Source organism: Streptomyces sp. NPDC034103 (genome assembly GCF_055575395.1).
In genome coordinates, this window is record NZ_JBVISS010000017.1 from 26,299 (window position 1) to 48,137 (window position 21,839).

24 protein-coding genes are annotated in these 21,839 nt (G+C 71.4%); 15 read left to right on the forward strand and 9 right to left on the reverse strand.

Annotated features, from left to right (window positions below; translation table 11 throughout):
* Nucleotides 1–108 precede the first annotated feature (108 nt).
* Nucleotides 109–540 (forward strand): hypothetical protein, encoded by a 432-nt coding sequence (locus tag ACZ56U_RS32755; RefSeq protein WP_469087557.1) that lies wholly within the window; start codon nt 109–111, stop codon nt 538–540.
* 143 nt (nt 541–683) lie between these two features.
* On the opposite strand, the gene ACZ56U_RS32760 is transcribed toward ACZ56U_RS32755, so the two are convergent.
* Complete coding sequence (locus ACZ56U_RS32760) at nt 684–1,370, reverse strand: hypothetical protein (RefSeq protein ID WP_469087558.1); 687 nt, start codon at nt 1,368–1,370, stop codon at nt 684–686.
* 250 nt (nt 1,371–1,620) lie between these two features.
* Complete coding sequence (locus tag ACZ56U_RS32765; RefSeq protein WP_469087559.1) at nt 1,621–2,505, reverse strand: LysR family transcriptional regulator; 885 nt, start codon at nt 2,503–2,505, stop codon at nt 1,621–1,623.
* 79 nt (nt 2,506–2,584) lie between these two features.
* Here ACZ56U_RS32765 and ACZ56U_RS32770 point away from each other — a divergent pair, with 79 nt between their 5' ends.
* From ACZ56U_RS32770 to ACZ56U_RS32785, 4 genes are all read left to right on the forward strand, one after another.
* Entirely contained in the window at nt 2,585–3,523 is a 939-nt protein-coding gene (locus tag ACZ56U_RS32770; RefSeq protein ID WP_469087560.1) for an EamA family transporter, read from the forward strand.
* 161 nt (nt 3,524–3,684) lie between these two features.
* The gene (locus ACZ56U_RS32775; protein WP_469087697.1) at nt 3,685–4,368 is read left to right on the forward strand and encodes an NAD(P)-dependent oxidoreductase; all 684 of its coding nucleotides are present in this window, start codon (nt 3,685–3,687) and stop codon (nt 4,366–4,368) included.
* A 207-nt stretch (nt 4,369–4,575) separates the two neighbouring features.
* On the forward strand, nt 4,576–4,935 hold the full coding sequence (locus ACZ56U_RS32780; protein WP_469087561.1) for an SCO4225 family membrane protein: 360 nt from the start codon (nt 4,576–4,578) through the stop codon (nt 4,933–4,935).
* 76 nt (nt 4,936–5,011) lie between these two features.
* Entirely contained in the window at nt 5,012–5,377 is a 366-nt protein-coding gene (locus ACZ56U_RS32785; RefSeq protein ID WP_469087562.1) for an SCO4225 family membrane protein, read from the forward strand.
* A gap of 102 nt (nt 5,378–5,479) precedes the next feature.
* Here ACZ56U_RS32785 and ACZ56U_RS32790 read toward each other — a convergent pair whose 3' ends face one another.
* Together ACZ56U_RS32790 and ACZ56U_RS32795 are read right to left on the reverse strand one after the other, a co-directional pair.
* Entirely contained in the window at nt 5,480–6,427 is a 948-nt protein-coding gene (locus tag ACZ56U_RS32790; protein ID WP_469087563.1) for a DMT family transporter, read from the reverse strand.
* Between the two features lie 291 nt (nt 6,428–6,718).
* Nucleotides 6,719–7,156: a hypothetical protein gene (locus ACZ56U_RS32795; RefSeq protein ID WP_003974483.1), complete on the reverse strand. Its 438-nt coding sequence runs from the start codon at nt 7,154–7,156 to the stop codon at nt 6,719–6,721.
* A gap of 495 nt (nt 7,157–7,651) precedes the next feature.
* Here ACZ56U_RS32795 and hemL point away from each other — a divergent pair, with 495 nt between their 5' ends.
* The 7 genes from hemL to ccsB all read left to right on the forward strand — a co-directional run bounded on the left by hemL (nt 7,652) and on the right by ccsB (nt 15,352).
* Nucleotides 7,652–8,968 (forward strand): glutamate-1-semialdehyde 2,1-aminomutase, encoded by a 1,317-nt coding sequence (gene hemL, locus ACZ56U_RS32800; RefSeq protein ID WP_469087564.1) that lies wholly within the window; start codon nt 7,652–7,654, stop codon nt 8,966–8,968.
* A complete protein-coding gene (locus tag ACZ56U_RS32805; RefSeq protein ID WP_469087565.1) occupies nt 8,965–9,657 on the forward strand; it encodes a histidine phosphatase family protein in 693 nt (230 codons plus the stop codon). Before hemL ends, ACZ56U_RS32805 begins: the two co-directional genes overlap by 4 nt.
* Nucleotides 9,658–9,766: 109 nt before the next feature.
* A complete protein-coding gene (locus tag ACZ56U_RS32810; RefSeq protein WP_469087698.1) occupies nt 9,767–11,050 on the forward strand; it encodes a polysaccharide deacetylase family protein in 1,284 nt (427 codons plus the stop codon).
* Nucleotides 11,051–11,116: 66 nt separating this feature from the next.
* Nucleotides 11,117–11,740 carry a TlpA family protein disulfide reductase gene (locus ACZ56U_RS32815; protein ID WP_469087566.1) on the forward strand — a complete coding sequence of 208 codons (624 nt, stop codon included), beginning with the start codon at nt 11,117–11,119 and terminating at the stop codon, nt 11,738–11,740.
* Nucleotide 11,741: 1 nt separating this feature from the next.
* The gene (locus ACZ56U_RS32820; protein WP_469087567.1) at nt 11,742–12,515 is read left to right on the forward strand and encodes a cytochrome c biogenesis CcdA family protein; all 774 of its coding nucleotides are present in this window, start codon (nt 11,742–11,744) and stop codon (nt 12,513–12,515) included.
* 3 nt (nt 12,516–12,518) lie between these two features.
* The gene (gene resB / locus ACZ56U_RS32825) at nt 12,519–14,234 is read left to right on the forward strand and encodes a cytochrome c biogenesis protein ResB (protein WP_469087568.1); all 1,716 of its coding nucleotides are present in this window, start codon (nt 12,519–12,521) and stop codon (nt 14,232–14,234) included.
* Entirely contained in the window at nt 14,231–15,352 is a 1,122-nt protein-coding gene (gene ccsB, locus ACZ56U_RS32830) for a c-type cytochrome biogenesis protein CcsB (RefSeq protein WP_469087569.1), read from the forward strand. The genes resB and ccsB overlap by 4 nt, the downstream gene beginning before the upstream one ends.
* 75 nt (nt 15,353–15,427) lie before the next feature.
* Here the strand turns inward: ccsB and ACZ56U_RS32835 are convergent, their stop codons facing one another.
* The 3 genes from ACZ56U_RS32835 to ACZ56U_RS32845 all read right to left on the reverse strand — a co-directional run bounded on the left by ACZ56U_RS32835 (nt 15,428) and on the right by ACZ56U_RS32845 (nt 18,495).
* Complete coding sequence (locus ACZ56U_RS32835; protein WP_469087570.1) at nt 15,428–15,877, reverse strand: nucleoside deaminase; 450 nt, start codon at nt 15,875–15,877, stop codon at nt 15,428–15,430.
* A gap of 93 nt (nt 15,878–15,970) precedes the next feature.
* The gene (gene argG / locus ACZ56U_RS32840; protein ID WP_469087699.1) at nt 15,971–17,425 is read right to left on the reverse strand and encodes an argininosuccinate synthase; all 1,455 of its coding nucleotides are present in this window, start codon (nt 17,423–17,425) and stop codon (nt 15,971–15,973) included.
* Between the two features lie 98 nt (nt 17,426–17,523).
* Nucleotides 17,524–18,495, reverse strand: coding sequence for a quinone oxidoreductase family protein (locus ACZ56U_RS32845; RefSeq protein WP_469087571.1), 972 nt, complete (start codon nt 18,493–18,495; stop codon nt 17,524–17,526).
* A gap of 94 nt (nt 18,496–18,589) precedes the next feature.
* Between ACZ56U_RS32845 and ACZ56U_RS32850 the strand changes: the two genes are divergently transcribed.
* The 3 genes from ACZ56U_RS32850 (at nt 18,590) to ACZ56U_RS32860 (ending at nt 20,661) form a co-directional block, all read left to right on the forward strand.
* Nucleotides 18,590–18,916, forward strand: coding sequence for an ArsR/SmtB family transcription factor (locus ACZ56U_RS32850; RefSeq protein ID WP_469087572.1), 327 nt, complete (start codon nt 18,590–18,592; stop codon nt 18,914–18,916).
* A gap of 47 nt (nt 18,917–18,963) precedes the next feature.
* On the forward strand, nt 18,964–19,611 hold the full coding sequence (locus ACZ56U_RS32855) for a hypothetical protein (RefSeq protein WP_469087573.1): 648 nt from the start codon (nt 18,964–18,966) through the stop codon (nt 19,609–19,611).
* A gap of 123 nt (nt 19,612–19,734) precedes the next feature.
* Nucleotides 19,735–20,661, forward strand: coding sequence for a DMT family transporter (locus ACZ56U_RS32860; RefSeq protein WP_469087574.1), 927 nt, complete (start codon nt 19,735–19,737; stop codon nt 20,659–20,661).
* Here ACZ56U_RS32860 and ACZ56U_RS32865 read toward each other — a convergent pair.
* Entirely contained in the window at nt 20,606–21,514 is a 909-nt protein-coding gene (locus ACZ56U_RS32865) for a LysR family transcriptional regulator (RefSeq protein WP_469087575.1), read from the reverse strand. The two genes, ACZ56U_RS32860 and ACZ56U_RS32865, sit on opposite strands and share 56 nt — an antisense overlap.
* Nucleotides 21,514–21,837 carry a PLD nuclease N-terminal domain-containing protein gene (locus ACZ56U_RS32870; protein ID WP_469087576.1) on the reverse strand — a complete coding sequence of 108 codons (324 nt, stop codon included), beginning with the start codon at nt 21,835–21,837 and terminating at the stop codon, nt 21,514–21,516. Before ACZ56U_RS32870 ends, ACZ56U_RS32865 begins: the two co-directional genes overlap by 1 nt.
* Nucleotides 21,838–21,839: the final 2 nt, after the last annotated feature.

The window sequence follows — 21,839 nt, forward strand, 5'->3', positions numbered from 1 at the left end:
GCACGGGCGGGGGGCACGGTGGGGACGAAGTGACGGGAACCGCCGGGGCCGTTCGCTGATCTTTCTGGGGGAGGCCCTGTCCGGCCTCACGGGGGGAAGGAGCAGCACATGCACACGTCCTGGCGCAGCGCCGTGTCGTACGCGGCGATCGTCACGCTGGTCTCGCTGGTGGTGGGAGAGGCCGTCAACCTCCTCTGGGACACCGAACCGCCCACGCGGGACCAGATGTCGGCCGCTCTCCTCACCCCGGAGCGGCTCGCCTTCCCGCTGGTCGCGATCGTGGTGCTGGTCGAGGCCAGGCTGGTGCTGCCCGCCGGATCACGCTGGATCACCGCGGGCGTCGACACGGGCCTGTACGCCCTGGTCCTGCTGCTCATCACGGCCGCGGAGGCGGTGACCTACGGCGGGCCGCCCGCCGACTCCGCCTTCGTCATGCTGCTCTTCGCGCTGTTCACGCTCCAACTCCCGGCCGTGTTCGCCCTGTCGGCCTGGCGGCACGCGTACCTGGCTCGGCGCGGACGGGCGGCGCTCACGACCTGATCGCGGGCGCCTTCTCGTCGGGTTCGCCCTCGGGGTGGGGCGCCTTCTCGCCGCGTCGGCCTTCGGGTCGCGGTCACCTTCTCGCGGCGTTCGCCTTCTGGTCGCCGCGTTCGCCTTCTCGCGTGTTCGCCTCCTGGGCGCGGTCATTTCCTGGCCGCGCGCTCCAGCAGGCGCTTCACGGTGTGCGCGTCCTCGCCGAGGATCGCCTTCTCGAGGCTGACGTCGGCCTTGCGGGAGAAGAGCTCGCCACGGGCGACGTCCCCCTCGGACAGGACACGCCCGCACCACTCGCCCCGGTCGGCGACACCGTCGTCGAAGGGGACGGCGGCGCCCTCGCCGAGCACGTTCCACCCCTCGGAACCCCAGCGCAGGGCGAGCAGATAGGTGTGGCCGATCTCCAGGCGGGGCGCGTCGGAGGCGGTGCGCTTGGCGCGGTGGCCGTTGGCCCGGTACACCCGCCAGCCGGGGGCCGTCATGTCGAAGCCCTTGGCCACCGGCCGGTCCGGCCGCGCGGTGGAGGACCACAGGACCTCGTCGACGCGGAAGGTCACCGTGCGGTCGGTCTGGTACCGGAACTGGCCCGAGGCGAAGTCCCGCCGGTTGCTCTCCCGTTCCCGCTGCGGGGAGGCGACGACGACATGGTCGGCGTGGGTGACCCAGTCCCGCGCGGTCTGCGAGGGGTGCGGGTCGCTCACGAGCCCGCAGCCGGGGACCGTGGTCAGCCCCTCCCGGCCGATCAGGACCGCCGCGACCACTCCGGCGAGTGCCACGAAGGCGCTGATGACGGGACGGCTCGCTGCGCTGCCGCCGTAAGGCCGATTCCACGGCATGGTGAAGTGCTCCCCCGTAAGCGACGGTGTCCCCCGGTCGCTGTCCGACATGTGCGGCGGCCAGGACCCGGTCAAGATCCACTCGGCGCCGCGCGTTCACCCTCGCACAAGCCCGCGAAGGTGAACAGGAGTCACCTTCGTACTGTCACGAAACTGTCGATCAGGCCCGTGACCTCGGCCCTTCAGGCTCGTGACCTTCCCTTCGGGCCTGATGGTCCGGGAGCCTTCGTGCGCGCCCGAGGTGCCCGGGTCACCGTCTGACCCCGAGGACGTCGAGCATCGCGCGGGTGGCCGGGCTGGGGTTGAAGCGGCTCCAGGCCAGGTACTCGACGCGGCGCGGTCCGTCGATCACCGGGACCAGGGCCAGCTCGGGGTGGTCGGCGGCGAGGAGGCGGACGAACGCCGACGGCAGCAGCGCGACGCCGAGGCCGCGCGCGACCAGCCGGATGATCAGCTCCACGGCGCCCGCCTCGTACGCCACGTCGCGGACCAGGCGCGCGGTGGCGAAGGCCTGGTCGGACTGGGCCCGGCCAGGGCTGCCGTCGGCGAAGTCCACGAAGGTCTCGCCGGCGATCTCGTGCAGGGCGACCCGCGCGGTGCCGGCGAGCGGGTGCCCGGCCGGCACCACCAGGACATGCTCGTCGTGGTCGAGGGCGACGGCCTCCACACCGGCCGGCCCTTCGCCCTCCGGCAGCCCGAGGAAGGCGATGTCGAGGTCGCCCCGGCGGATCGCCGCCGCCAGTTCGTCACTGCGCCCGGAGCGCAGCAGGACACGGACCTCGGGATGCCGGGCGCGATAGCGCTGCAACAGTTCGGGTACGTCGACGGCCGCCGTGGTCACGATGACGCCCACCGCGAGCCTGCCGCGCACCACACCGTTCGCGGCGGACGCGTCGGTGACCGCGCGGTCGGCGGCGGCCAGGCACTCCCGCGCGGCGGCGACGAACGACTCCCCGGCGCTGGTCAGTTCGACCCGGCGACTGGTCCGGGCGAACAGCCTGACCCCCAACTCCCGCTCCAGACCGGCGATCCGGTGACTGAGCGAGGACTGCACCACGTCGCAGCGCTCGGCGGCGCGGGTGAAGTTCCGGGTTTCGGCGACGGCGACGACGTAGCGCATCTGCTGGAGATCCACGTCGTACATGGTCCCTGTTCATGGTTGCGATGAAAAGCATGCGTTGGATTCATGGGGGGCCGGGCCGAGACTTCGGTGCATGCAGAAGACCCAGTGGACCCCGACCGCGAGGACGTCACCTGGGCCGCCCCGGACCCCGTACGCGCGCCGGGCGAGGACCGTGGCGCTGACCGCCCTGGCACCGGCGGCCTGGGGGAGCACGTACGCCGTCACCACCGAACTGCTCCCGCCCGGCCACCCGTTGTTCTCCGCGCTGCTGCGTGCCCTGCCCGCCGGGCTGGTCGCGCTGGCGATCACCCGGGTGCTGCCGCGCGGGGACTGGTGGTGGAAGGCCGCCGTCCTCGGCGTGCTCAACATCGGTGCCCTGTACCCCCTGTTGTTCGTGGCGGCGCAACGGCTTCCCGGCGGCGTGGCCGCCACCCTCGGCGCCACCCAGCCGCTGCTCGTCGCCGCGCTGGCGGTGGCGGTGCTCCACGACCGGCCGTCGCCCTGGCGGTTGAGCTGGGGGGTGCTGGGCGTGCTCGGGGTGGGCCTCGTCGTCCTCGGGCCGCACGCGCGACTGGACACCGTGGGCGTGCTCGCCGGCCTCGGCGGTACGGCGGGCATGGCGGCGGGGGTTGTCCTGCTCAAGCGCTGGGGCCGCCCGGCGGGTGTCGGTCCGCTGACCCTGGCGGGCTGGCAACTCACCGCGGGCGGGCTGCTGTTGCTCCCCCTGGCCCTGGCCGTCGAGGGGGCGCCCCCGGCGATCGGCATGGGAGCGATCGCCGGTTATCTGTGGCTCGGCAGCATGGGCGGACTCATCGCCCACACGCTGTGGTCCCGGGGAGTCGCCGGTCTGCCGGTCGGTGCGTCGGCCCCGCTGGTCCTGCTGTCCCCGCTGGTGGCGGCGGTCGTCGGGACCGCGCTGGGGGAGTCGCTGAACGCGGTGCAAGGCGTGGGGTTCGTGGTGGCGCTGGCGGCCATGGCGGCCGCGCAGGTGGATGGCGGGAGAGGGCGGTGGAGGCGAGGGAGGCGGTGAAGGTGATGAAGACGGTGGAGGCGGTGGAGGCGGTGGAGGCGAGTGAGACGGTGACGGCGAGAGAGGCGGTGGAGGCGGTGGAGGCGACGGATGTCGTGCGGGGGACGGAGATGAGGGAGGCGAAGGGTGCCATGGAGGCCGTGGGCGCGGTGCGGGCGGGGATGACGATCGCCGTGCTCGGTGCCGGCGGGATGGTGGGCAGCCGGGTGGTGGGCGAGGCGGTCGCCCGTGGGCACGGTGTGCTCGCGCTGTCGCGGAAACCCGGGAGAGGGGCGGGCGTGCTGTCCCTGTCCCGGAGGCCCGGGAGTGACGACCCGGCCGTGACGCCGGTCGCGGTCGACGCGGGCGACGCGTCCGCGGTGCGGGAGGCGCTCGCGGGGCGCGGGGTGGACGCCGTGGTGCTGGCGGTGCGGACGTTCCCGGTCGACGAGGGGTTCCTGGTCGGGGCGACCCGCGCGGTCCTGGACGCCGCGGCGGAGGTGGGGACGCGCGTCCTCGTGGTGGGTGGGGCGGGCGCGTTGCGGAGCCCGGGGGAGAGCGGGCTGCTGGTCGCGGACGACCCGGCATACGTTCCGGCCGAGTGGCGGCCCGTCGCCGCGGCCGGCATCGCCCAGCTGCGGGCCTGCCGCTCGCATCCCACCGCCGACTGGGTCTACCTGAGCCCGCCGGCCCTGCTGGAGCCCGGCGACCGCACCGGCCGCTACCGCCGCGGTACCGACACCCTCCTGACCGCCCCCGACGGCCGATCCTGGATCAGTGCCGAGGACCTGGCGGTGGCCGTGATCGACGAGTTGGAGTCGCCGGGCCCGCAGCCCCACATCACGGTCGCCCACGACCACACGTGACGGCCTGAAGCACCCACGGCCTGGATGATCCACGGCCTGGGCGACCACGTACGACAAGGTCAACGGGCCCCGGACGCACGGCAGCCGCATGCGCGACGCACGGGCAGTCACCCAGACGGAGATGAGCACCCGTACTCATGTCCCGGCTCGGCTCTCGGTCCATCGTGGAGCACACACCGAGAACGCACCGACCCGAAGGGACCCGCGATGTCGAACGGCTCGCCTCCGCACCGCTTCTCGAGGCCGCGGCGGTTGCTCGCGCTCGCCACGGACAACTGGCTCGCCCGGGGATACCTGGGGGTGTTCGCCGCCTCCGTGCCGGTCGCCCTGCTCGCTCCGGACAGCTCGTACGCGATGGCGCCGGTGCTGCTGACCGAGCCGCTGTCCATGGCGGGCATCGTCGTCCCGTTCGGGGACGCTCCGGCCGCGGACGCCGGTGGGGCGGCCGTGGTGGCCTCCTCCGTCATGGCGGGTGGCTGGCTGCTCGTGTGCGCGTTGGTCAACGCCGCCGTGGTCGGCGCGCTCGCTCATCACGTCCGCGACGTCCGCTCCGCCCGGCACGCGTGAACCGTTCCGCCCGGCGCGCGTGAACCGTCCCTCTCCATCTCCCTCTCCAGCTCCAGCTCCAGAGAAAGGCACCACCATGGCCCGTTCCGCCCGCCCCCGACTCCCGAGACTGCGTGCCCTGTTGGCGCCCGCCGTCGACAACTGGCTCGCGCGGGGCTACCTCGCCGTGGTCGTGGCGTCGCTGGGGTTCTTCCTGTGGGCCGCCTACCTGTCGGCGGACCCCGGGTTCGCGGCGATCTGGCCGCTCATGACCACGGCCCCGCTCAGCATGGTCGTCAGTGTCCCGCTGCTGGCGCTGGCGCCCGCCTGGGACTCCCCGCTGGAGTGGCTCTCCCCGCTGATCTTCACGGCCGGCATGGCCCTGTGCGGGCTGGTCAACGCCGCGCTCCTCGGCCTGCTCGCCCGCAAGGCGTCGACGCGGGACCCGCACCCCGCCGCCTGAGCCCCGGCGAGGCGGACGGCGGGGCGGGGCTGGCGGCGGGGCGGGGCCGGTTCGCCACCGCGCCGGTTCGCCACCGCCCCGATGCGCCACCGCCCCGGCCCGCTATCGGCGCCCGGCGTCGTCCCCCACAGGCACCGCCAGCAGCACCAGCCCCACCGCGAGTACCGCCAGCCCGCACCAGGACGCGGCCGGTAGACGTTCACCGAGGACACTCACGCCCAGGACCGCCGCGACGGCGGGCTCCGCGAGGGTCAGTGAGGTGGCCACCGACGCCGGGGTGCGGCGCAGCCCGTGGCCGAAGAGCCGGTAGGCCAGGTACACGGTGAACAGGGCGAGATACGCCGTCACGGCCGCCCCGCGGATAGTGCCCAGCCAGTGCGTGCCGAGGATGATCAGGAGCGGCACGACGAGCAGGCCCGCCGCCCCGAACAGCACGCCCATCACCGCGTCGGAGGGGTGGCCGCGCATGATGAGCCGCCCGCCGATCAGCGAGTACACGGCGTACGAGAGCCCCGCGCACGTGGCGAGGACGACTCCCGTCAGGTCCATCGGGGTGGCCGTTCCGGTGAGTTCGGGGCCCAGTACCAGCAGGACACAGCCCAGTACGGCGGCCCCGGTGGCGGCGGTCCAGCGGGCCGTCGGCCGGGCCTGGCCGCAGGCCCAGGACAGCAGCCCGGCGAAGACCGGCGCGCTGCCGAGCGCGATCACGGTGGCCACCGCCACCCCGGTCCGGGCCACCGCCGGATAGAAGGTGACCGGGTACCCGGCCACCGCCGGCGCCCCGAGCAGGAGAAGCCGGCGTTCGCCGCCCGTGCAGGCGGCCGGCAGCGAGCGCGCGCCGCGTGAGGTGAGGAACAGCAGGAGCCCGCCGAGGGCGAGCCCGGCACAGCCGATGGCCGCGGCGGGCGCACCGGCCGGCGCCAGCGCACCGGCGGTCCCGGTCGTGCCCCACAGCACGGCCGAGGCGAGGATGGGCGCGGGTCCGCCGAGGAGCCCGGCGCGGGGGCGGGCAGGGCGTGCGGGAGGCAGAGAGGTCGTACGGTTCGGCACAGTCGTGGTCTTCCGTCGTCGCGTGCGGCTGGGGTTCCGATCCGGAACAGGCGCACGACAACCACCCCTGACCGCCCTGCGGGGCCGGTCGGGGCCGGGGTCAAACGGTCAGACCGCCGAGGTGCCCGCGCCCGTCAGGCGCAGAGCGGCGGCAGAACGACGTGCCAGTAGGTGTTCATCCGTCGATGCTAGCCGGGGGTGACTCGGCGCGGGCCCGGGCGGGGTCCTCCGGGAACGACGAAGGCGGGGTCCGGGAACCCCGCCCGACCTACCGAAAGCCGAAAGCCCAGCTCAGGGCCACACCAGGCAGTACGGCTGATGCCCCGCCTCATGCAGCCGATGGCTGAAGTCCTGCCACTCGTGCAGCAGTTGGTACACGTTGAACGCGTCTCGGGGGCCGCCGCGGTCCGGGACCGTCGACCAGATGAACGCCGCCGCGCCCACCGCCTCCTCGCCGATGCCGCGCAGCGGGTCGACGACCGTCATGGGGAGCTTGACCACGGCGTAGTCGGGGTGCAGGACGACCAGTTCCAGCGGGGGCACCTTGTGCAGGGGGACGCCCTCGATGCCGGTGAGGACCATGGCGGCCATCGTCTCCGGCTTGATCTTGGTGAACATGCCGTTCATCCCGAGCTCGTCGCCGCCGAGTTCCTCGGGACGCATCGAGATCGGGACGCGGGCCGCGGTCGCGCCGTCCGGCGCGCCGAAGTACTTGTACGTCACCCCCACCCGACCACCATTCCTGCTCCCCGCCCCCAGCTGCTCGATCCGACGTTCGATACGTCGATCGTCGCGCTCCGACTCACTCGGTACCGCATGTCCTTGACGGGATTCCGCGGCTTCCTCCGCGTCGCGCCGGTGCCTTCCCCGCCGGGCACGTCGAGGACCCAGGTCGTCAGTCCCCTCGCCCAGTCCGCCACCGCGATGCATATCTCCACCCGACTGCTTTTCTAGGACGCGTGGCCCCCGCCGCGCAACCCGATCATCGTGTCAGTGACCTCCCCCACGGCCGCCCGCCGAAACGTGCGTTGAAACACCTGTCCGGAGGATCCGCACGAGGATCTTCGCAGTCCCCGGACGTCATGGGCCGTACGAGCTGTATGTATCAGGTCTCAGTCTCGCAGATGGCACCGCACCTCAGACCGCCGTCGGCCGGAGCCCCTGGCCTACCCTGAGGAGGAAAGTCGGCAACCGGAGTCCGAGAAGTCGGAGAAGTCGCAGGTCATGAGCGAAACGCCCTATTCATACGATGCGCCTGCCTCACAGGCCCTGTTCGACCGTGCGGCCGCCGTCACACCGGGCGGCGTGAACTCCCCGGTGCGCGCCTTCCGTGCCGTGGGCGGTACGCCCCGGTTCATGGTGTCGGGCCGCGGTCCGTATCTGACCGACGCCGACGGACGGGAGTACGTCGACCTCGTCTGCTCCTGGGGCCCCATGATCCTCGGGCACTCGCACCCCGAGGTCATCGCCGCCGTCCAGGACGCCGTCTCGCGCGGCACGTCCTTCGGTACGCCGGGGGAGGGCGAGGTCGCCCTCGCCGAGGAGATGGTCGCCCGCATCGAGCCCCTGGAGCAGGTGCGGCTCGTCTCCAGCGGCACCGAGGCCACCATGTCGGCCATCCGGCTCGCCCGCGGCTTCACCCGGCGCACCAAGGTCATCAAGTTCGCCGGGTGTTACCACGGTCACGTCGACTCGCTCCTCGCCGCGGCGGGCAGCGGGGTCGCCACCTTCGCCCTGCCCGACACCCCCGGCGTCACCGGCGCCCAGGCCGGCGACACCATCGTCCTGCCGTACAACGACCTCGAGGCCGTGCACGAGGCCTTCCACCGGCACCCCGGTGAGATCGCCTGTGTGATCACGGAGGCCTCGCCCGGGAACATGGGTGTCGTGCCGCCCCGGCCCGGCTTCAACCAGGGTCTGAAGGACGCCTGCGCGAAGAACGGCGCCCTGTACATCTCCGACGAGGTCATGACCGGCTTCCGCACCAGCCGCGCCGGCTGGTACGGCATCGACGGGGTCAGGCCCGACCTGATGACCTTCGGCAAGGTCATGGGCGGCGGCTTCCCGGCCGCGGCCTTCGGCGGCCGCGCCGACGTTATGGCGCACCTCGCCCCCGCCGGGCCCGTCTACCAGGCCGGCACCCTCTCCGGGAACCCGATCGCCACCGCCGCGGGCCTCGCCCAGCTGCGCCTCCTCGACGACGCCGCCTACGCCAAGATCGACGCCGTCTCCGCGCAGATCCAGTCGCTGGTCACCGAGGCGCTCACCAAGGAGGGCGTCGCGCACCGGCTCCAGTCCGCCTCCAACATGTTCTCCGTGTTCTTCACGGACCGTGAGGTGCGCGACTACGAGGACGCCAAGAAGCAGGAGTCCTTCCGCTTCACCGCCTTCTTCCACTCGCTGCTCGCCGACGGCGTCTATCTGCCGCCGTCCTCCTTCGAGTCCTGGTTCGTCTCCACGGCCCACGACGAGCGGGCGGTGCAGAGGATCGCCGACGCCCTTCCGGCGGCGGCCCGAGCGGCAGCGGAGGCACAGGCATGAGCACCCCTGAGACGAACGGCGACATCACCGTCGTCCACCTGATGCGGCACGGCGAGGTCGCCAACCCCGACGGGGTCCTCTACGGCCGGCTCGCCGGCTACCACCTGTCCGAACTGGGGCGGCAGATGGCCGACCGGGTCGCCGAACACCTGGCCCCCCGCGACATCACGTACGTCTGCGCCTCCCCGCTGGAGCGCGCGCAGGAGACCGCCACGCCCATCGCCAAGGCGCACGGCCTCGACCTCGCGACCGACGGGCGGCTCATCGAGGCCGAGAACGTCTTCCAGGGCAAGACCTTCGGCGTCGGCGACGGCGCCCTGAAGAACCCCGACAACTGGAAGCACCTGGTCAACCCCTTCAAGCCGTCGTGGGGCGAGCCCTACGTCGACCAGGTGGTGCGGATGATGGGGGCGCTGGACGCCGCCAGGGACGCGGCCCGTGGGCACGAGGCCGTGCTGGTCAGCCACCAGCTGCCCATCTGGATCGTGCGGTCGTACGTCGAGAAGCGGCGGTTGTGGCACGACCCGCGCAAGCGGCAGTGCACGCTCGCCTCCCTGACGACGTTCACGTACCAGGGCGACAAGATCGTGTCCGTCGGCTACAGCGAGCCCGCGATCGATCTCGTGCCGGCCCATCTGCGGGCGGGTGCCAAGCCGGTGAAGGGCAAGAGCAAGGCCTTCGGGGCGTAGGTCCGGTCCCGGTCACTGTTACGGAATCCGGAAGTATGTGCGGAACCTCCCCGTTCGTCACCGCCTCTGACTGGGTGACCACCAGAGGAACGTGATGAACGGGGACGCCATGCGCGATCTCACCCGCAGGGGAGCAATAGGTCTCGGCGCGGGCGCCGCGGCCACCGTAGGACTCGCGGGGTGCGGCACCCTCGGTACGTCGGACGGGCCGACGCGCGCCGCGGGTTCCCGGCCGAGCCCGAGCGCCACGAAGAAGCCCGCCACCGTCCGCCCCATCGGCGACGGCTCCACCTCCTACACCGGCAAGCAGCCCCACCAGCCCGCCCGGCCCGAGCCGCTGGAGCCGGGGCAGAAGCCGCCGCAGTTCGTCGTCTTCTCCTGGGACGGCGCCGGCGAGGTCGGCAACGGGCTCTTCCCCCGCTTCCTCGACCTCGCGCAGCGGCACGGCGTCCACATGACCTTCTTCCTCTCCGGGCTCTATCTGCTGCCCGAGTCGAAGAAGCGCCTCTACCAGCCGCCCAACAACCCCGTCGGCGCCTCCGACATCGGCTACCTCACCGACGACCACGTCAAGGCGACCCTGGCCAACGTGCGCCGCGCCTGGCTCGACGGGCACGAGATAGGCACCCACTTCAACGGCCACTTCTGCGGCGGCCACGGCACCGTCGGCAACTGGACGCCGAAGCAGTGGCGCAGCGAGATCGACCAAGCGAAGGCCTTCGTCAAGGAATGGCGGACCAACACCGGCTGGACCGACCTGCCGGCGCTGCCCTTCGACTACGACAAGGAGCTCGTCGGCGGTCGTACGCCCTGCCTCCTCGGCCAGGACAACCTGCTGCCCACCGCGCGCGAGCTCGGCTGGCGCTACGACGCCTCCTCGCCCGGCGGCCGCCAGGTCTGGCCGCGGAAGAAGGACGGGCTGTGGGACCTGCCGCTCCAGGCGATCCCGTTCCCCGGGCGCGGCTTCGAGGTCCTGTCGATGGACTACAACATGCTCGCCAACCAGTCGGTCAACTCCACCAACGCCCCCGCCCACAACCACCCGGCCTGGCGCGAGCAGGCAGCCGGCGCCTACATCGCCGGCTTCCAGCGGGCCTACGAGACCAACCGCGCCCCCTTCTTCGTCGGCAACCACTTCGAGCAGTGGAACGGCGGCATCTACATGGACGCCGTCGAGGAGGCCCTGAAGCACATCGCGGCGGAGAAGGAGAAGGGCGAGGACGTGCGCATGGTCTCCTTCCGGCAGTTCGTCGACTGGATGGACGTGCAGAAGCCGGAGGTGCTCGACAGGCTGCGCACGCTCGATGTCGGGCAGGCGCCCGTCGGGGGCTGGAAGTCCTTCCTGAAGGACAGCCCGGCAAGCACGGCCGGGAGCACCGCGAACGCCGCCTGATATGCGGGTTTCCGCCCGCAAGGGGGGCGCGCAAGATCCCCGGAACGGGCATGCGAAACTTTTCACATGAGTGCCGCCAGCCGTGCCCGTCCGGGCTCGAACCGCACCGACCGCCGTGCCGTCCTGCTCACCGCCATCGCCGCCGCAGCCGCGCTGACCCTCAGCGCGTGCGGTTCCGGCGGCAAGGTGGGCGGCAGTGGTGACACCAACTTCATCACCGGCAACGACGGCGTCGACACGGTCGCCCAGGGCAAGCGGGACACCGCGCCGGTCCTGTCCGGCAAGACCATCGACGGCAAGCAGCTGACCACCGCCGACTACAAGGGCAAGATCCTCGTCGTCAACGTGTGGGGCTCCTGGTGCACCCCCTGCCGGGCCGAGGCGAAGAACCTCCAGGCCGTCTCCGAGAAGTTCAAGTCCCAGGGCGTCCAGTTCGTCGGCATCAACACCCGGGACACCAACACCACCTCGGCGATCAACTTCGAGAAGGAGTTCGGGGTCACCTTCCCGAGCCTGTACGACCCGACGGGCAAGCAGATGCTCCGCTTCAAGAAGGGCACGCTCAACCCGCAGCTCATCCCCTCCACGCTCGTCATCGACCGGGAGGGCAAGATCGCGGCCCGGGCGCTGATGGCGCTGGGCGAGGACACGCTGACCGGGATGATCAAGCCTGTGCTCGCGGAGAAGTGACGTGAGCGCAGTGTTCACGCTCGCCGCGACCACGTCCCCCAACGGCACGGTGCTGCACGGGGCCCTGCTGCTCGCGCTGCCCATCGCCGTGCTCGGCGGTCTCGTCTCCTTCTTCTCCCCGTGCGTCCTGCCGCTCGTGCCGGGCTATCTGTCGTATGTCACCGGGGTCAGCGGCACCGACCTCGCCGACGCCCGACGCGGGCGGATGGTCGCCGGTGCCTCCCTGTTCGTGCTCGGCTTCACCGTGGTGTTCGTCTCCGGCGGGGCGCTGTTCGGCTACTGGGGCGAGAACCTTCAGCAGAACAAGGACGTCCTGACGAAGATCCTGGGCGCCCTCATGGTCCTCATGGGCCTCTTCTACATGGGCCTGATGCCCTGGCTCACCCAGCGGGAGTTCCGCTTCCACACCAAGCCGGCCACCGGGCTCGCGGGCGCCCCCCTCCTCGGCGCCCTCTTCGGCATCGGCTGGACGCCCTGCCTCGGCCCCACCCTCTCCTCGGTGACGATCCTCGCGGCCAACGAGGGCAGCGCGGGCCGCGGCGCCCTGCTGACCGTCGCCTACTGCCTCGGCCTCGGTGTCCCCTTCGTGCTCGCCGCAGTAGCCTTCCGCAAGGCGCTCGGCGCCTTCGCCTGGGTCAAGCGCCACTACGTCTGGGTGATGCGCATCGGCGGCACCATGATGATCGCGACCGGCGTGCTGCTGCTGACCGGCGCGTGGGACAGCATCGTGCAGGAGATGCAGGGCTGGTCCGACGGCTTCACTGTGGGGATCTGATCGATGAGCAAGACGACGACCAACGCGCCCGCCGACCCGGCCCCCACCGGCGACGAGGACCTGGGTGCCGCGGGCTCCCAGCTGTCCACCGCGCCCGCGGAGAGCCTGAACATGCCCGCGTTGGGCATCATCGGCTGGTCCCGCTGGTTCTGGCGGCAGCTGACCTCCATGCGGGTCGCGCTGCTGCTGCTCCTGCTGCTGTCGCTGGGCGCGATCCCCGGCTCGCTGATCCCGCAGTCCGGCACCGACGAGACCAAGGTCGCCGACTTCCGTGACGCCAACCCCACCCTCGGGGACGTCTACGACAAGCTCGGCCTGTTCCACGTCTACAGCTCGGTGTGGTTCTCCGCGATCTACATCCTGCTGTTCGTCTCCCTCATCGGCTGCATCGTGCCCCGCACCTGGCAGTTCGTGGGCCAGCTGCGCGGCCGCCCGCCGGGCGCCCCGAAGCGGCTGACCCGGCTGCCCGCCTACACCACCTGGCGCACGCAGGCAGGGCCCGAGCAGGTCCGCGAGGCCGCGCTCACCCTGCTGAAGAAGCGCCGCTTCCGCGCCGACCTGGTCGGGGACGCGGTCGCCGCCGAGAAGGGGTATCTGCGCGAGGTCGGCAACCTCGCCTTCCACATCGCGCTGATCGTGATGCTGATCGCGTTCGCCTGGGGCCAGCTGTTCAAGATGGAGGGCAACAAACTGGTCGTCGAGGGCGACGGGTTCTCCAACACCCTCACGCAGTACGACGACTTCAAGTCCGGCACCCTCTTCACCCAGGACGAGCTGGACCCCTTCAGCTTCACCCTGAACAACTTCCAGGGCACCTACGAGGAGACCGGCCCCAACCGGGGCACCGCGCGTACCTACCAGGCCGACGTCACCTACAGCGTGGGCGCGTACGGCAAGGACAAGCGGACGGTGATCAAGGTCAACAAGCCGATGGAGATCGGCGACTCCAAGGTCTACCTCACCGCCCACGGCTACGCGCCCGTCCTCACGGTTCGCGACGGCAAGGGCAAGGTCGTCTACCGCGATGCCGTGCCGCTGCTGCCGCTGGACAACAACGTCACCTCCTCCGGTGTCGTCAAGGTCATGGACGGCTACCGCGACACCAAGGGCGTACGGGAGCAGCTCGGCTTCGAGGCCTTCTTCCTGCCGACGTACACGCCGGGCAGCGAGACCGCCTCCACCTTCCCCGCCCTGAACAACCCGGTGCTGAACCTCGCGGGCTACCACGGCGACCTCGGGGTCGACGCGGGCATCCCGCAGAGCGTCTACCAGCTCGACAAGTCCCATCTGAAGGCCTTCAAGGACGCCAAGGGCGCGCAGCAGCGGGAGAACCTCAAGCCGGGCGAGACCATGAAGCTCCCGAACGGCGCCGGTTCGATCACCTACGAGTCCACCGCGGAGTGGGCGAACTTCCAGGTCACCCGCCAGCCCGCCAGCGGCTGGGCGCTGGCCGGCGCGCTCGCCGCGATCTTCGGCCTCGCCGCGTCCCTGTTCATCCAGCGCCGCCGGGTGTGGGTGCGGGCGGTCAAGGGGGACGACGGGGTGACGGTCGTGGAGATGGCGGGGCTGGGCCGCAGCGAGTCCGCGAAGGTGCCCGAGGAACTCGGTGAGCTCGCCGGGATCCTGTACGACCAGGCGCCAGGGGCGCCCGAACCAGACGAAGACTCCACCGATACCCCCGAACCCCACGTCGTACCTGCCGAAAGGCCTGAGAAGTGACTCTCGCCGCCGTAACCGACCTCGCCGGCGCGACGACGAATCTCGCCGCCGCCACCAACGAGAACCTCGCGAATCTCAGCAACACGCTGATCTACTCCGCGATGGCCGTCTACACGCTGGCCTTCTTCGCGTACATCGCCGAATGGCTCTTCGGCAGCCGCAGCAAGGTCGGCCGTACCGCCGCCGCGCTCACCGCCGGGGCGGACCAGAAGGCCAAGGCGCCGGCCGTCACGGTGCAGAAGGGCGGCTCCACCGCCGTACTGGAGCGGCCGAAGGTCGTCGTGCGGGCCGCGGCCGGTCAGCGGGACGTGCCGGACGGGCCCGGGGCGCACGGCGGGGACGAGCAGGGGGACCTCTACGGGCGTATCGCCGTGTCCCTCACGGTGCTCGCCTTCCTCATCGAGCTGGCCGGGGTCATCGCCCGCGCGGCCTCGGTGGAGCGGGCGCCGTGGGGCAACATGTACGAGTTCAACCTCACCTTCTCCACGGTGGCCGTCGGGGTGTACCTCGGGCTGCTGGCGCTGAAGAAGAACGTGCGCTGGATGGGGCTGTTCCTCATCACCTCGGTGCTCCTCGATCTCGGTCTCGCCGTCACTGTCTTGTACACCGCCAGCGACCAGTTGGTTCCCGCGCTCCACTCGTACTGGCTCTACATCCACGTCTCCACCGCGATCTTCTGCGGCGCGGTCTTCTACGTGGGCGCGGTCAGCACGATCCTCTACCTGTTCAAGGACTCGTACGAGAACAAGCTCGCCAACGGCGGCAAGCCCGGCAGTTTCGCCACCTCCTTCCTGGAGCGGCTGCCCGCGTCGGCGTCCCTGGACAAGTTCTCCTACCGCGTCAACGCGGCGGTCTTCCCGCTGTGGACGTTCACGATCATCGCGGGCGCGATCTGGGCCGGCGACGCGTGGGGCCGCTACTGGGGCTGGGACCCCAAGGAGACCTGGTCCTTCATCACCTGGGTCGCCTACGCCTGCTACCTGCACGCCCGCGCCACAGCCGGCTGGAAGGGCCGCAAGGCCGCCTACCTCGCTCTCCTGGCGTTCGGCTGCTGGCTGTTCAACTACTACGGCGTGAACATCTTCGTCTCCGGCAAGCACTCCTACGCGGGCGTGTGACCGGGGCGTCCAGCCGACCCTGACCGAGTCCGGCTCCTCCCGCGGGAACGCGGGGGGAGCCGGTCGGGTTTCGTCTCACTCGCCGATGTCCTCGTTCCACAGTGCCGGGTCGGCCTCGATGAAGTCGCGCATCATCTCGACGCAGTCGGCGTCGTCCAGGAGCACGATCTCCACGCCGTGTTCGGCGAGCCAGTCGTGGCCGCCGTGGAAGGTGGTCGCCTCGCCGATCAGCACGCGGGAGATGCCGAACTGCCGGACCAGGCCGGAGCAGTACCAGCAGGGCGAGAGGGTCGTCACCATCGTCGTACCGCGATACGAACGCTGCCGGCCCGCCGCGCGGAACGCCGCCGTCTCCGCGTGCATGGAGGGGTCGTCGTCCTGGACGCGCCGGTTGTGGCCGCGGCCCAGCAGGGTGCCGTCCGCGCCGTAGAGCGCGGCGCCGATCGGGATGCCGCCCTCGGCGCGCCCGGCGCGGGCCTGGGCGACGGCGGTGGCGAGCCACGCCTGTGCCTGTGCCTGATCCATACGGCCATGCTGCTGGGCCCGCGACAGCCGGGCAACCGGGTGTGACGCGAAAAGGCCGGCCCCGTGGGGCCGGCCTCTTTTCGTGGTCGGTGATCAGTCCGTGCCGTACTCCATCGCCGCCCGGTCCAGCAGGGCGTCGTCCTCGGAGACCTCGCCGCGGGAGGCGATGACCTCCGCGCCGCCCTCCGGCAGCTCCGGCATGGTGCCGATGAGACCGGTCGCGGCGGCCTGGGAGGCGCCGACCGTGGGGCTGCCGGTGCCGATCAGACCGAGGCCCGCGTACTGCTCCAGCTTGGCGCGGGAGTCGGCGATGTCGAGGTTGCGCATGGTCAGCTGGCCGATGCGGTCGACGGGACCGAAGGCCGAGTCCTCGGTGCGCTCCATGGAGAGCTTGTCCGGGTGGTACGAGAACGCCGGGCCCGTGGTGTCGAGGATCGAGTAGTCCTCGCCGCGCCGCAGGCGCAGGGTGACCTCGCCGGTGATCGCCGCGCCGACCCAGCGCTGGAGCGACTCGCGGATCATCAGCGCCTGCGGGTCCAGCCAGCGGCCCTCGTACATCAGGCGGCCCAGGCGACGGCCCTCGTTGTGGTACTGGGCGAGGGTGTCCTCGTTGTGGATCGCGTTGACCAGGCGCTCGTACGCGGCGTGCAGCAGGGCCATGCCGGGGGCCTCGTAGATGCCGCGGCTCTTGGCCTCGATGATCCGGTTCTCGATCTGGTCGGACATGCCCAGGCCGTGCCGGCCGCCGATCGCGTTGGCCTCCATCACCAGGTCGACGGGGGAGGCGAACTCCTTGCCGTTGATGGTGACCGGGCGGCCCTGCTCGAAGCCGATCGTCACGTCCTCGGTGGCGATCTCGACCGACGGGTCCCAGAACCGGACGCCCATGATCGGGTCGACGGTCTCGATGCCGGTGTCCAGGTGCTCCAGGGTCTTCGCCTCGTGCGTGGCGCCCCAGATGTTGGCGTCGGTGGAGTACGCCTTCTCCGTGGAGTCCCGGTAGGGCAGCTGGTGGGCGACCAGCCATTCCGACATCTCCTTGCGGCCGCCCAGCTCGGTCACGAAGTTCGCGTCCAGCCAGGGCTTGTAGATCCGCAGGTGCGGGTTGGCGAGCAGGCCGTAGCGGTAGAACCGCTCGATGTCGTTGCCCTTGTAGGTCGAGCCGTCGCCCCAGATCTGGACGTCGTCCTCCAGCATCGCCCGGACCAGCAGCGTGCCGGTGACGGCCCGGCCGAGGGGGGTGGTGTTGAAGTACGCCCGCCCGCCGGAGCGGATGTGGAACGCGCCGCAGGTCAGCGCGGCCAGGCCCTCCTCGACCAGCGCCGCGCGGCAGTCGACCAGGCGCGCGATCTCGGCGCCGTAGGTCTTGGCACGGCCGGGCACCGAGGCGATGTCGGGCTCGTCGTACTGGCCGATGTCGGCCGTGTACGTGCACGGGACGGCGCCCTTGTCACGCATCCACGCGACCGCGACGGAGGTGTCGAGGCCGCCCGAGAAGGCGATGCCGACGCGCTCGCCGGCGGGCAGGGAGGTGAGGACCTTGGACATAGGAAGAGTATGCATGGCAATGCATGGTCATGCAAACCCTGGTGGTCAGTGGCCCCCGTCACTCCCGCCCCCTGCCGCCGCTGCGGTGGTCCGCGGCGCTACCCGCCCACCCTCAGCAGCAGCTTCCCCGTGCTCGCCCGGGTCCCCATCAGCCGGTGCGCCTCCGCCGCCTCCTCCAGGCCGAACTCCGCCGTCACCGGCAGGGACACCGTGCCGTCGGCCACCGTGGCGAAGGCCTGCTCGGTCAGCGCCCGGAGTGCGGCGGGCGCCGTCCGTGCCAGCGTCAGGATCGAGAACCCGGCGACCGAGACGCCGGAGGGGAACAGCTCCGGCTGCCCCACGCTCCACGCCGGCGCCCCGCTCGCGTTGCCGAAGGAGACCAGGCGCCCGAAGACGGAGAGGGCCGCGAGCGAGGCCCGGAAGGTGTCGCCGCCGACCGGGTCCAGGGCCAGGTCGACGCCGCGGCCATCGGTCGCCGCCCGCACCGGCTGCTCGAAGTCGCCTACGAAGATGTCGTCGTAGCCGTGCTCCCGCGCGTACGCCGCCTTCGCCGCGTCCGAGACCACGCCGTACACCGTGCCGCCCGCGGCCTTGGCCAGCTGCCCCACCACCGTGCCGATGCCGCCCGCCGCGCCCTGCACCAGCACGGTCTCGCCGGGTTGGAGCCGGCCCACCGCGTGGACCAGGGCGTACGCCGTCGGTACGACCGTCGGCAGGGTCGCGCCCGTGCGCAGGTCGATGCCGGGCGGGAGCGCGAAGACCGTCACCGCGTTCGCCACAGCCACGTCGGCGTAGCCGCCGCCCTCGGTCAGCGCCGTCACCTCCTGGCCGACGGCGAGATCCGTGACGCCCTCGCCGACGGAACGGACGCGCCCGGAGACCTCCAGGCCGGGCCGGAACGGCAGGGCGGGCACCCGGTACCCGGACTCCCGCGCCTTGAGGTCGGCGAAGTTGATCCCGGCGTAGGCCACGTCGATGCTCACCTGCCCGGGACCGGGCTCGGGGACGTCCCTCTCCTCGGCCTTGAGGACCTCGGGACCGCCGTACTCCTGGATCTCGACCGCGCGCATGCCACACCTCGCCCATGAGTGTTCAATGAAAAGCGAACACTCGTGACTGTATGGTTTTCATCGAACACTTGGCAAGCGGGTACGAGAGGACGCCATGACGAGTCATCGGGCCGCTCCCGAGCACACCCACCCCGACGACGTGCCGGTCCTGACCGCCCTCGCCGCGCTCGCGGACCCCGTACGGGCGCAACTGGTACGGGAGTTGGCCGCCTCCCCCGACTGGTCCCGCAGTTGCGGCACCTTCGACGTGCCGGTCGGCAAGGCGGCCAAGAGCCATCACTTCGCGGTGCTGCGGGCGGCCGGGCTCCTGGAGCAGCGGGACGAGGGGCCCAAGCGGGTCAACCGGCTGCGGCGGGAGGAGTTCGAGGCCCGGTTCCCGGGGCTGCTGGCGCTGGTTCTGCGCGGGGATGTCGTTTCCTGACCCGTTGTGAACCGTTTGGCTCGCTCCGACGTCAGAGTGGCATGAGGATGCGGAGCTGGATCGTGGCGGCGGTGGCGACCGCCGGTGTGGTGGTGGGGTCGGCCCTGTACGTCGACGCGCTGGAGACCGGGCACGGCGAGAGCGACGGCGGGCTGCGGGCCGGGCCGAGGACGAGTGCCCCGGTGGAGGTGAGGTCCGCGGGCCGGGGGCGGGCGGAGGGCGAATGCGTGGGCAGCCGCCCCGGTCCCACGGAGGGCAAGGACACCGACTCCCCGGAGGACACCCCGCTGGAGCGCACCCTCGCCCGCATCGACAAGCTGGCCGCGGGCAAGCACTCCGCCGTCTACACCGGCATGGGCGTCGACGAGGACGAGAACACCGCCGACATCTGGCGCATCCCCTCCGGCGCCTTCGACAAGGCCGCCTGCGACGCCGCAGAGAAGGGCGTGACGCTACGGCTCCACGCCGCCGACGCCGACCGCAGGACCCTCGAGGCCCTCGCCGACCGCGTCAGCGAGGACATGACCCGCTGGGACGGCACCTTCCAGCTGCGTGAGGTCGGCGTCGACGAGCGGGGATTCGTGCGCATCGGCGTCGACGACCCGAAGACGGCCGAACCCCTCGTGAAGAAGGAGTTCGGCGACCGGTACATCAGGGTCGAGCATGTGGCACAGGCGCACGCGGACGCCGGCTGACCCGCTGCCGAGAACCCGCACCGGCCTACGGCCTGCACCTATCGACGCCGCCGATCGGGGTATCGGCAGGACGCCCCACTGGCCCGTGGACCAGCACCTACGCCCGCTCGTAGCGTCCATGGCATGACCCCACAGAACAAGGGCACGGCCCAGTTGACGACCGCGATGGTGCTCTCCGGCACCCTCGGCGTCTTCGTCGTCGAGTCGGGCGCCTCGCCCTTCAACGTCGTCTTCTTCCGCGTCCTGTTCGGCGCCCTGGCGCTCGGCGGCTATGTGATCGCCCGCGGCTGGCTCCGCGGCCACGGCTTCACCCCGCGCACCCTCGGACTCGCCGTCCTGGGCGGGGTGTTCATCGTCCTCAACTGGGTCCTGCTCTTCCAGTCGTACGAGAACACCTCGATCTCGGTGGCGACGGTCGTCTACCACACCCAGCCGTTCTACGTCGTGCTGCTGGGCGCCCTGCTCTTCCGCGAGCGGCTGACGGCCGCCACGATCGGCTGGATCGCGCTGGCCTTCGCGGGCCTGGCCCTCGTATCGGGCGTGACACCCGGGGACTTCACCAGCGGCGGCACCTATCTCCTCGGTGTCGGACAGGCGTTGCTCGCCGCGCTCCTCTACGGGCTGTCCACTCTGGTCACCAAGCGGATCACCGGCGTACGCCCCCACCTCGTCGCGCTCGTCCAAGTCGTCGTCGGCATCCCGCTGTTGCTGCCCTTCGCCGACTTCGGCGCGATGGCGGGCACGGGTACGGACTGGGGCTGGCTGGTCGGGCTCGGCCTCATCCACACGGGCGTGATGTACGTCCTCATGTACGCCGCCTACGCCCAGCTGCCGGTCTCGAAGATCGCCGTGCTCGCCTTCGTCTACCCGGCCGTCGCGATGGTCATGGACTGGGCGGTGTACGGCCACCACATCGGCCTCGTCCAGGCCCTGGGCGTCCCGCTGATCGTGCTGGCCAGCCTGAAGGTGACGCTGGCCAGGGAGCCCCGGGTCGTCACGTCCCGTCGTACGACGTCTGCTCCCGCACCAGCCGCACCGCGGCCTCGATGAACAGCGTCAGATGGCGTGGCAGGCGCTTCCCCGCCCGCCACGCCACCTGCGTGTACAGCTGGAACGGCGGCTCCCACGGCAGCTCGGCCAGCACCCCGGACGCCAGCTCCGCGGCCACCGTCACCCGCGGCAGCAGCGCGATCCCGAGACCGCCCGCCACACCCCGCTTGGTCGCCTCGATGGTGCCGAACTCCATGAACGGCGGCGGGGATCCGGTGCGCCGGACGAGCTCGGACTCGAAGAGGTCGCGGTAGGGGCAGCCGGGTTCGGTGCCGACGAGCTGGACCTCGGTGAGGTCCTCCGTCTTGAGCGCGGGGCTCTTCACGGCGAGCGGATGACCGGGCGCGGCCACCAGCACCAGCGGCTCCGGCGCGAGCACCCGGCTCTCCAGCCCCGGGTGTTCGGTCTCCGGCTCCATCAGGAACCCCACGTCGTACGTCCCCTGCCGCAGCGCCTGCCGGGTCTCGTCGCCGAGGGTGGTGCGCAGGGACAGCCGCACCTTCGGATAGCGGTGGTGGAACAGCTCAAGCAGCGGCGGCAGCCGGTAGGAGGTCAGCGACTCCATCGTGCCCACCGCGAGCGAGCCCGACGGCTCCTCCGCGTCCACGACCGCCGCCCGGGCCTCCTCGCTCAGCTCGATGATCTGCCGGGCGTACGGCAGCAGCCGCTCACCGGCCTCCGTCAGCCGGATACGGCTGCCGAGCCGGTCGAAGAGCGGGGTGCCGAGAAAGTCCTCCAGGGCGCGGACCTGGCTGGTCACGCTGGACTGCGCGTACGTCAGCTCCGCCGCGGCCCGGGTGAAGCTGAGGACGGTCGCGACCTTCTCGAACGTGACGAGCAGCCGCAGCTCCATCAGCTGTCCTTGGAGCCGTCCTCGCCGCGTTCCTTCTTCTCCTCGCCGAGGGACTTCAGGAACTCGGGGTTGTCGTCGGGGGCGACCCACTGGCCGCCGCGCCCACCGCGCTCCCGCACCCCGGACCAGCCCTCGGCGGCCGGGCTGCGCTTCTTGCCCGCGATCATCCAGGAGATCGACCCGACGAGCGGGAACAGCAGCACGAGGATCGCCCACAGCGGCTTGGGCATGTGGCGGACGTCCTCCTCCTTCGTGCTGATGCAGTCGATGAACGCGTACACGCTCAGTGCCAGTGGCACGAGGAACATCAGCACCCGGAGCATGG

What these genes read in the sequence shown, in the direction of transcription:
- ACZ56U_RS32755 (WP_469087557.1), top strand. Translation starts at nt 109, where the DNA reads ATGCACACGTCCTGGCGCAGCGCCGTGTCGTACGCGGCGATCGTCACG.
- ACZ56U_RS32760 (WP_469087558.1), bottom strand. Translation starts at nt 1,370, where the DNA reads ATGCCGTGGAATCGGCCTTACGGCGGCAGCGCAGCGAGCCGTCCCGTC.
- ACZ56U_RS32770 (WP_469087560.1), top strand. Translation starts at nt 2,585, where the DNA reads ATGCAGAAGACCCAGTGGACCCCGACCGCGAGGACGTCACCTGGGCCG.
- ACZ56U_RS32775 (WP_469087697.1), top strand. Translation starts at nt 3,685, where the DNA reads ATGACGATCGCCGTGCTCGGTGCCGGCGGGATGGTGGGCAGCCGGGTG.
- ACZ56U_RS32780 (WP_469087561.1), top strand. Translation starts at nt 4,576, where the DNA reads ATGTCGAACGGCTCGCCTCCGCACCGCTTCTCGAGGCCGCGGCGGTTG.
- ACZ56U_RS32785 (WP_469087562.1), top strand. Translation starts at nt 5,012, where the DNA reads ATGGCCCGTTCCGCCCGCCCCCGACTCCCGAGACTGCGTGCCCTGTTG.
- hemL (WP_469087564.1), top strand. Translation starts at nt 7,652, where the DNA reads ATGAGCGAAACGCCCTATTCATACGATGCGCCTGCCTCACAGGCCCTG.
- ACZ56U_RS32805 (WP_469087565.1), top strand. Translation starts at nt 8,965, where the DNA reads ATGAGCACCCCTGAGACGAACGGCGACATCACCGTCGTCCACCTGATG.
- ACZ56U_RS32810 (WP_469087698.1), top strand. Translation starts at nt 9,767, where the DNA reads ATGCGCGATCTCACCCGCAGGGGAGCAATAGGTCTCGGCGCGGGCGCC.
- ACZ56U_RS32815 (WP_469087566.1), top strand. Translation starts at nt 11,117, where the DNA reads ATGAGTGCCGCCAGCCGTGCCCGTCCGGGCTCGAACCGCACCGACCGC.
- resB (WP_469087568.1), top strand. Translation starts at nt 12,519, where the DNA reads ATGAGCAAGACGACGACCAACGCGCCCGCCGACCCGGCCCCCACCGGC.
- ACZ56U_RS32835 (WP_469087570.1), bottom strand. Translation starts at nt 15,877, where the DNA reads ATGGATCAGGCACAGGCACAGGCGTGGCTCGCCACCGCCGTCGCCCAG.
- argG (WP_469087699.1), bottom strand. Translation starts at nt 17,425, where the DNA reads ATGTCCAAGGTCCTCACCTCCCTGCCCGCCGGCGAGCGCGTCGGCATC.
- ACZ56U_RS32845 (WP_469087571.1), bottom strand. Translation starts at nt 18,495, where the DNA reads ATGCGCGCGGTCGAGATCCAGGAGTACGGCGGTCCCGAGGTCCTCAAG.
- ACZ56U_RS32850 (WP_469087572.1), top strand. Translation starts at nt 18,590, where the DNA reads ATGACGAGTCATCGGGCCGCTCCCGAGCACACCCACCCCGACGACGTG.
- ACZ56U_RS32855 (WP_469087573.1), top strand. Translation starts at nt 18,964, where the DNA reads ATGCGGAGCTGGATCGTGGCGGCGGTGGCGACCGCCGGTGTGGTGGTG.
- ACZ56U_RS32860 (WP_469087574.1), top strand. Translation starts at nt 19,735, where the DNA reads ATGACCCCACAGAACAAGGGCACGGCCCAGTTGACGACCGCGATGGTG.
- ACZ56U_RS32865 (WP_469087575.1), bottom strand. Translation starts at nt 21,514, where the DNA reads ATGGAGCTGCGGCTGCTCGTCACGTTCGAGAAGGTCGCGACCGTCCTC.
- ACZ56U_RS32870 (WP_469087576.1), bottom strand. Translation starts at nt 21,837, where the DNA reads ATGCTCCGGGTGCTGATGTTCCTCGTGCCACTGGCACTGAGCGTGTAC.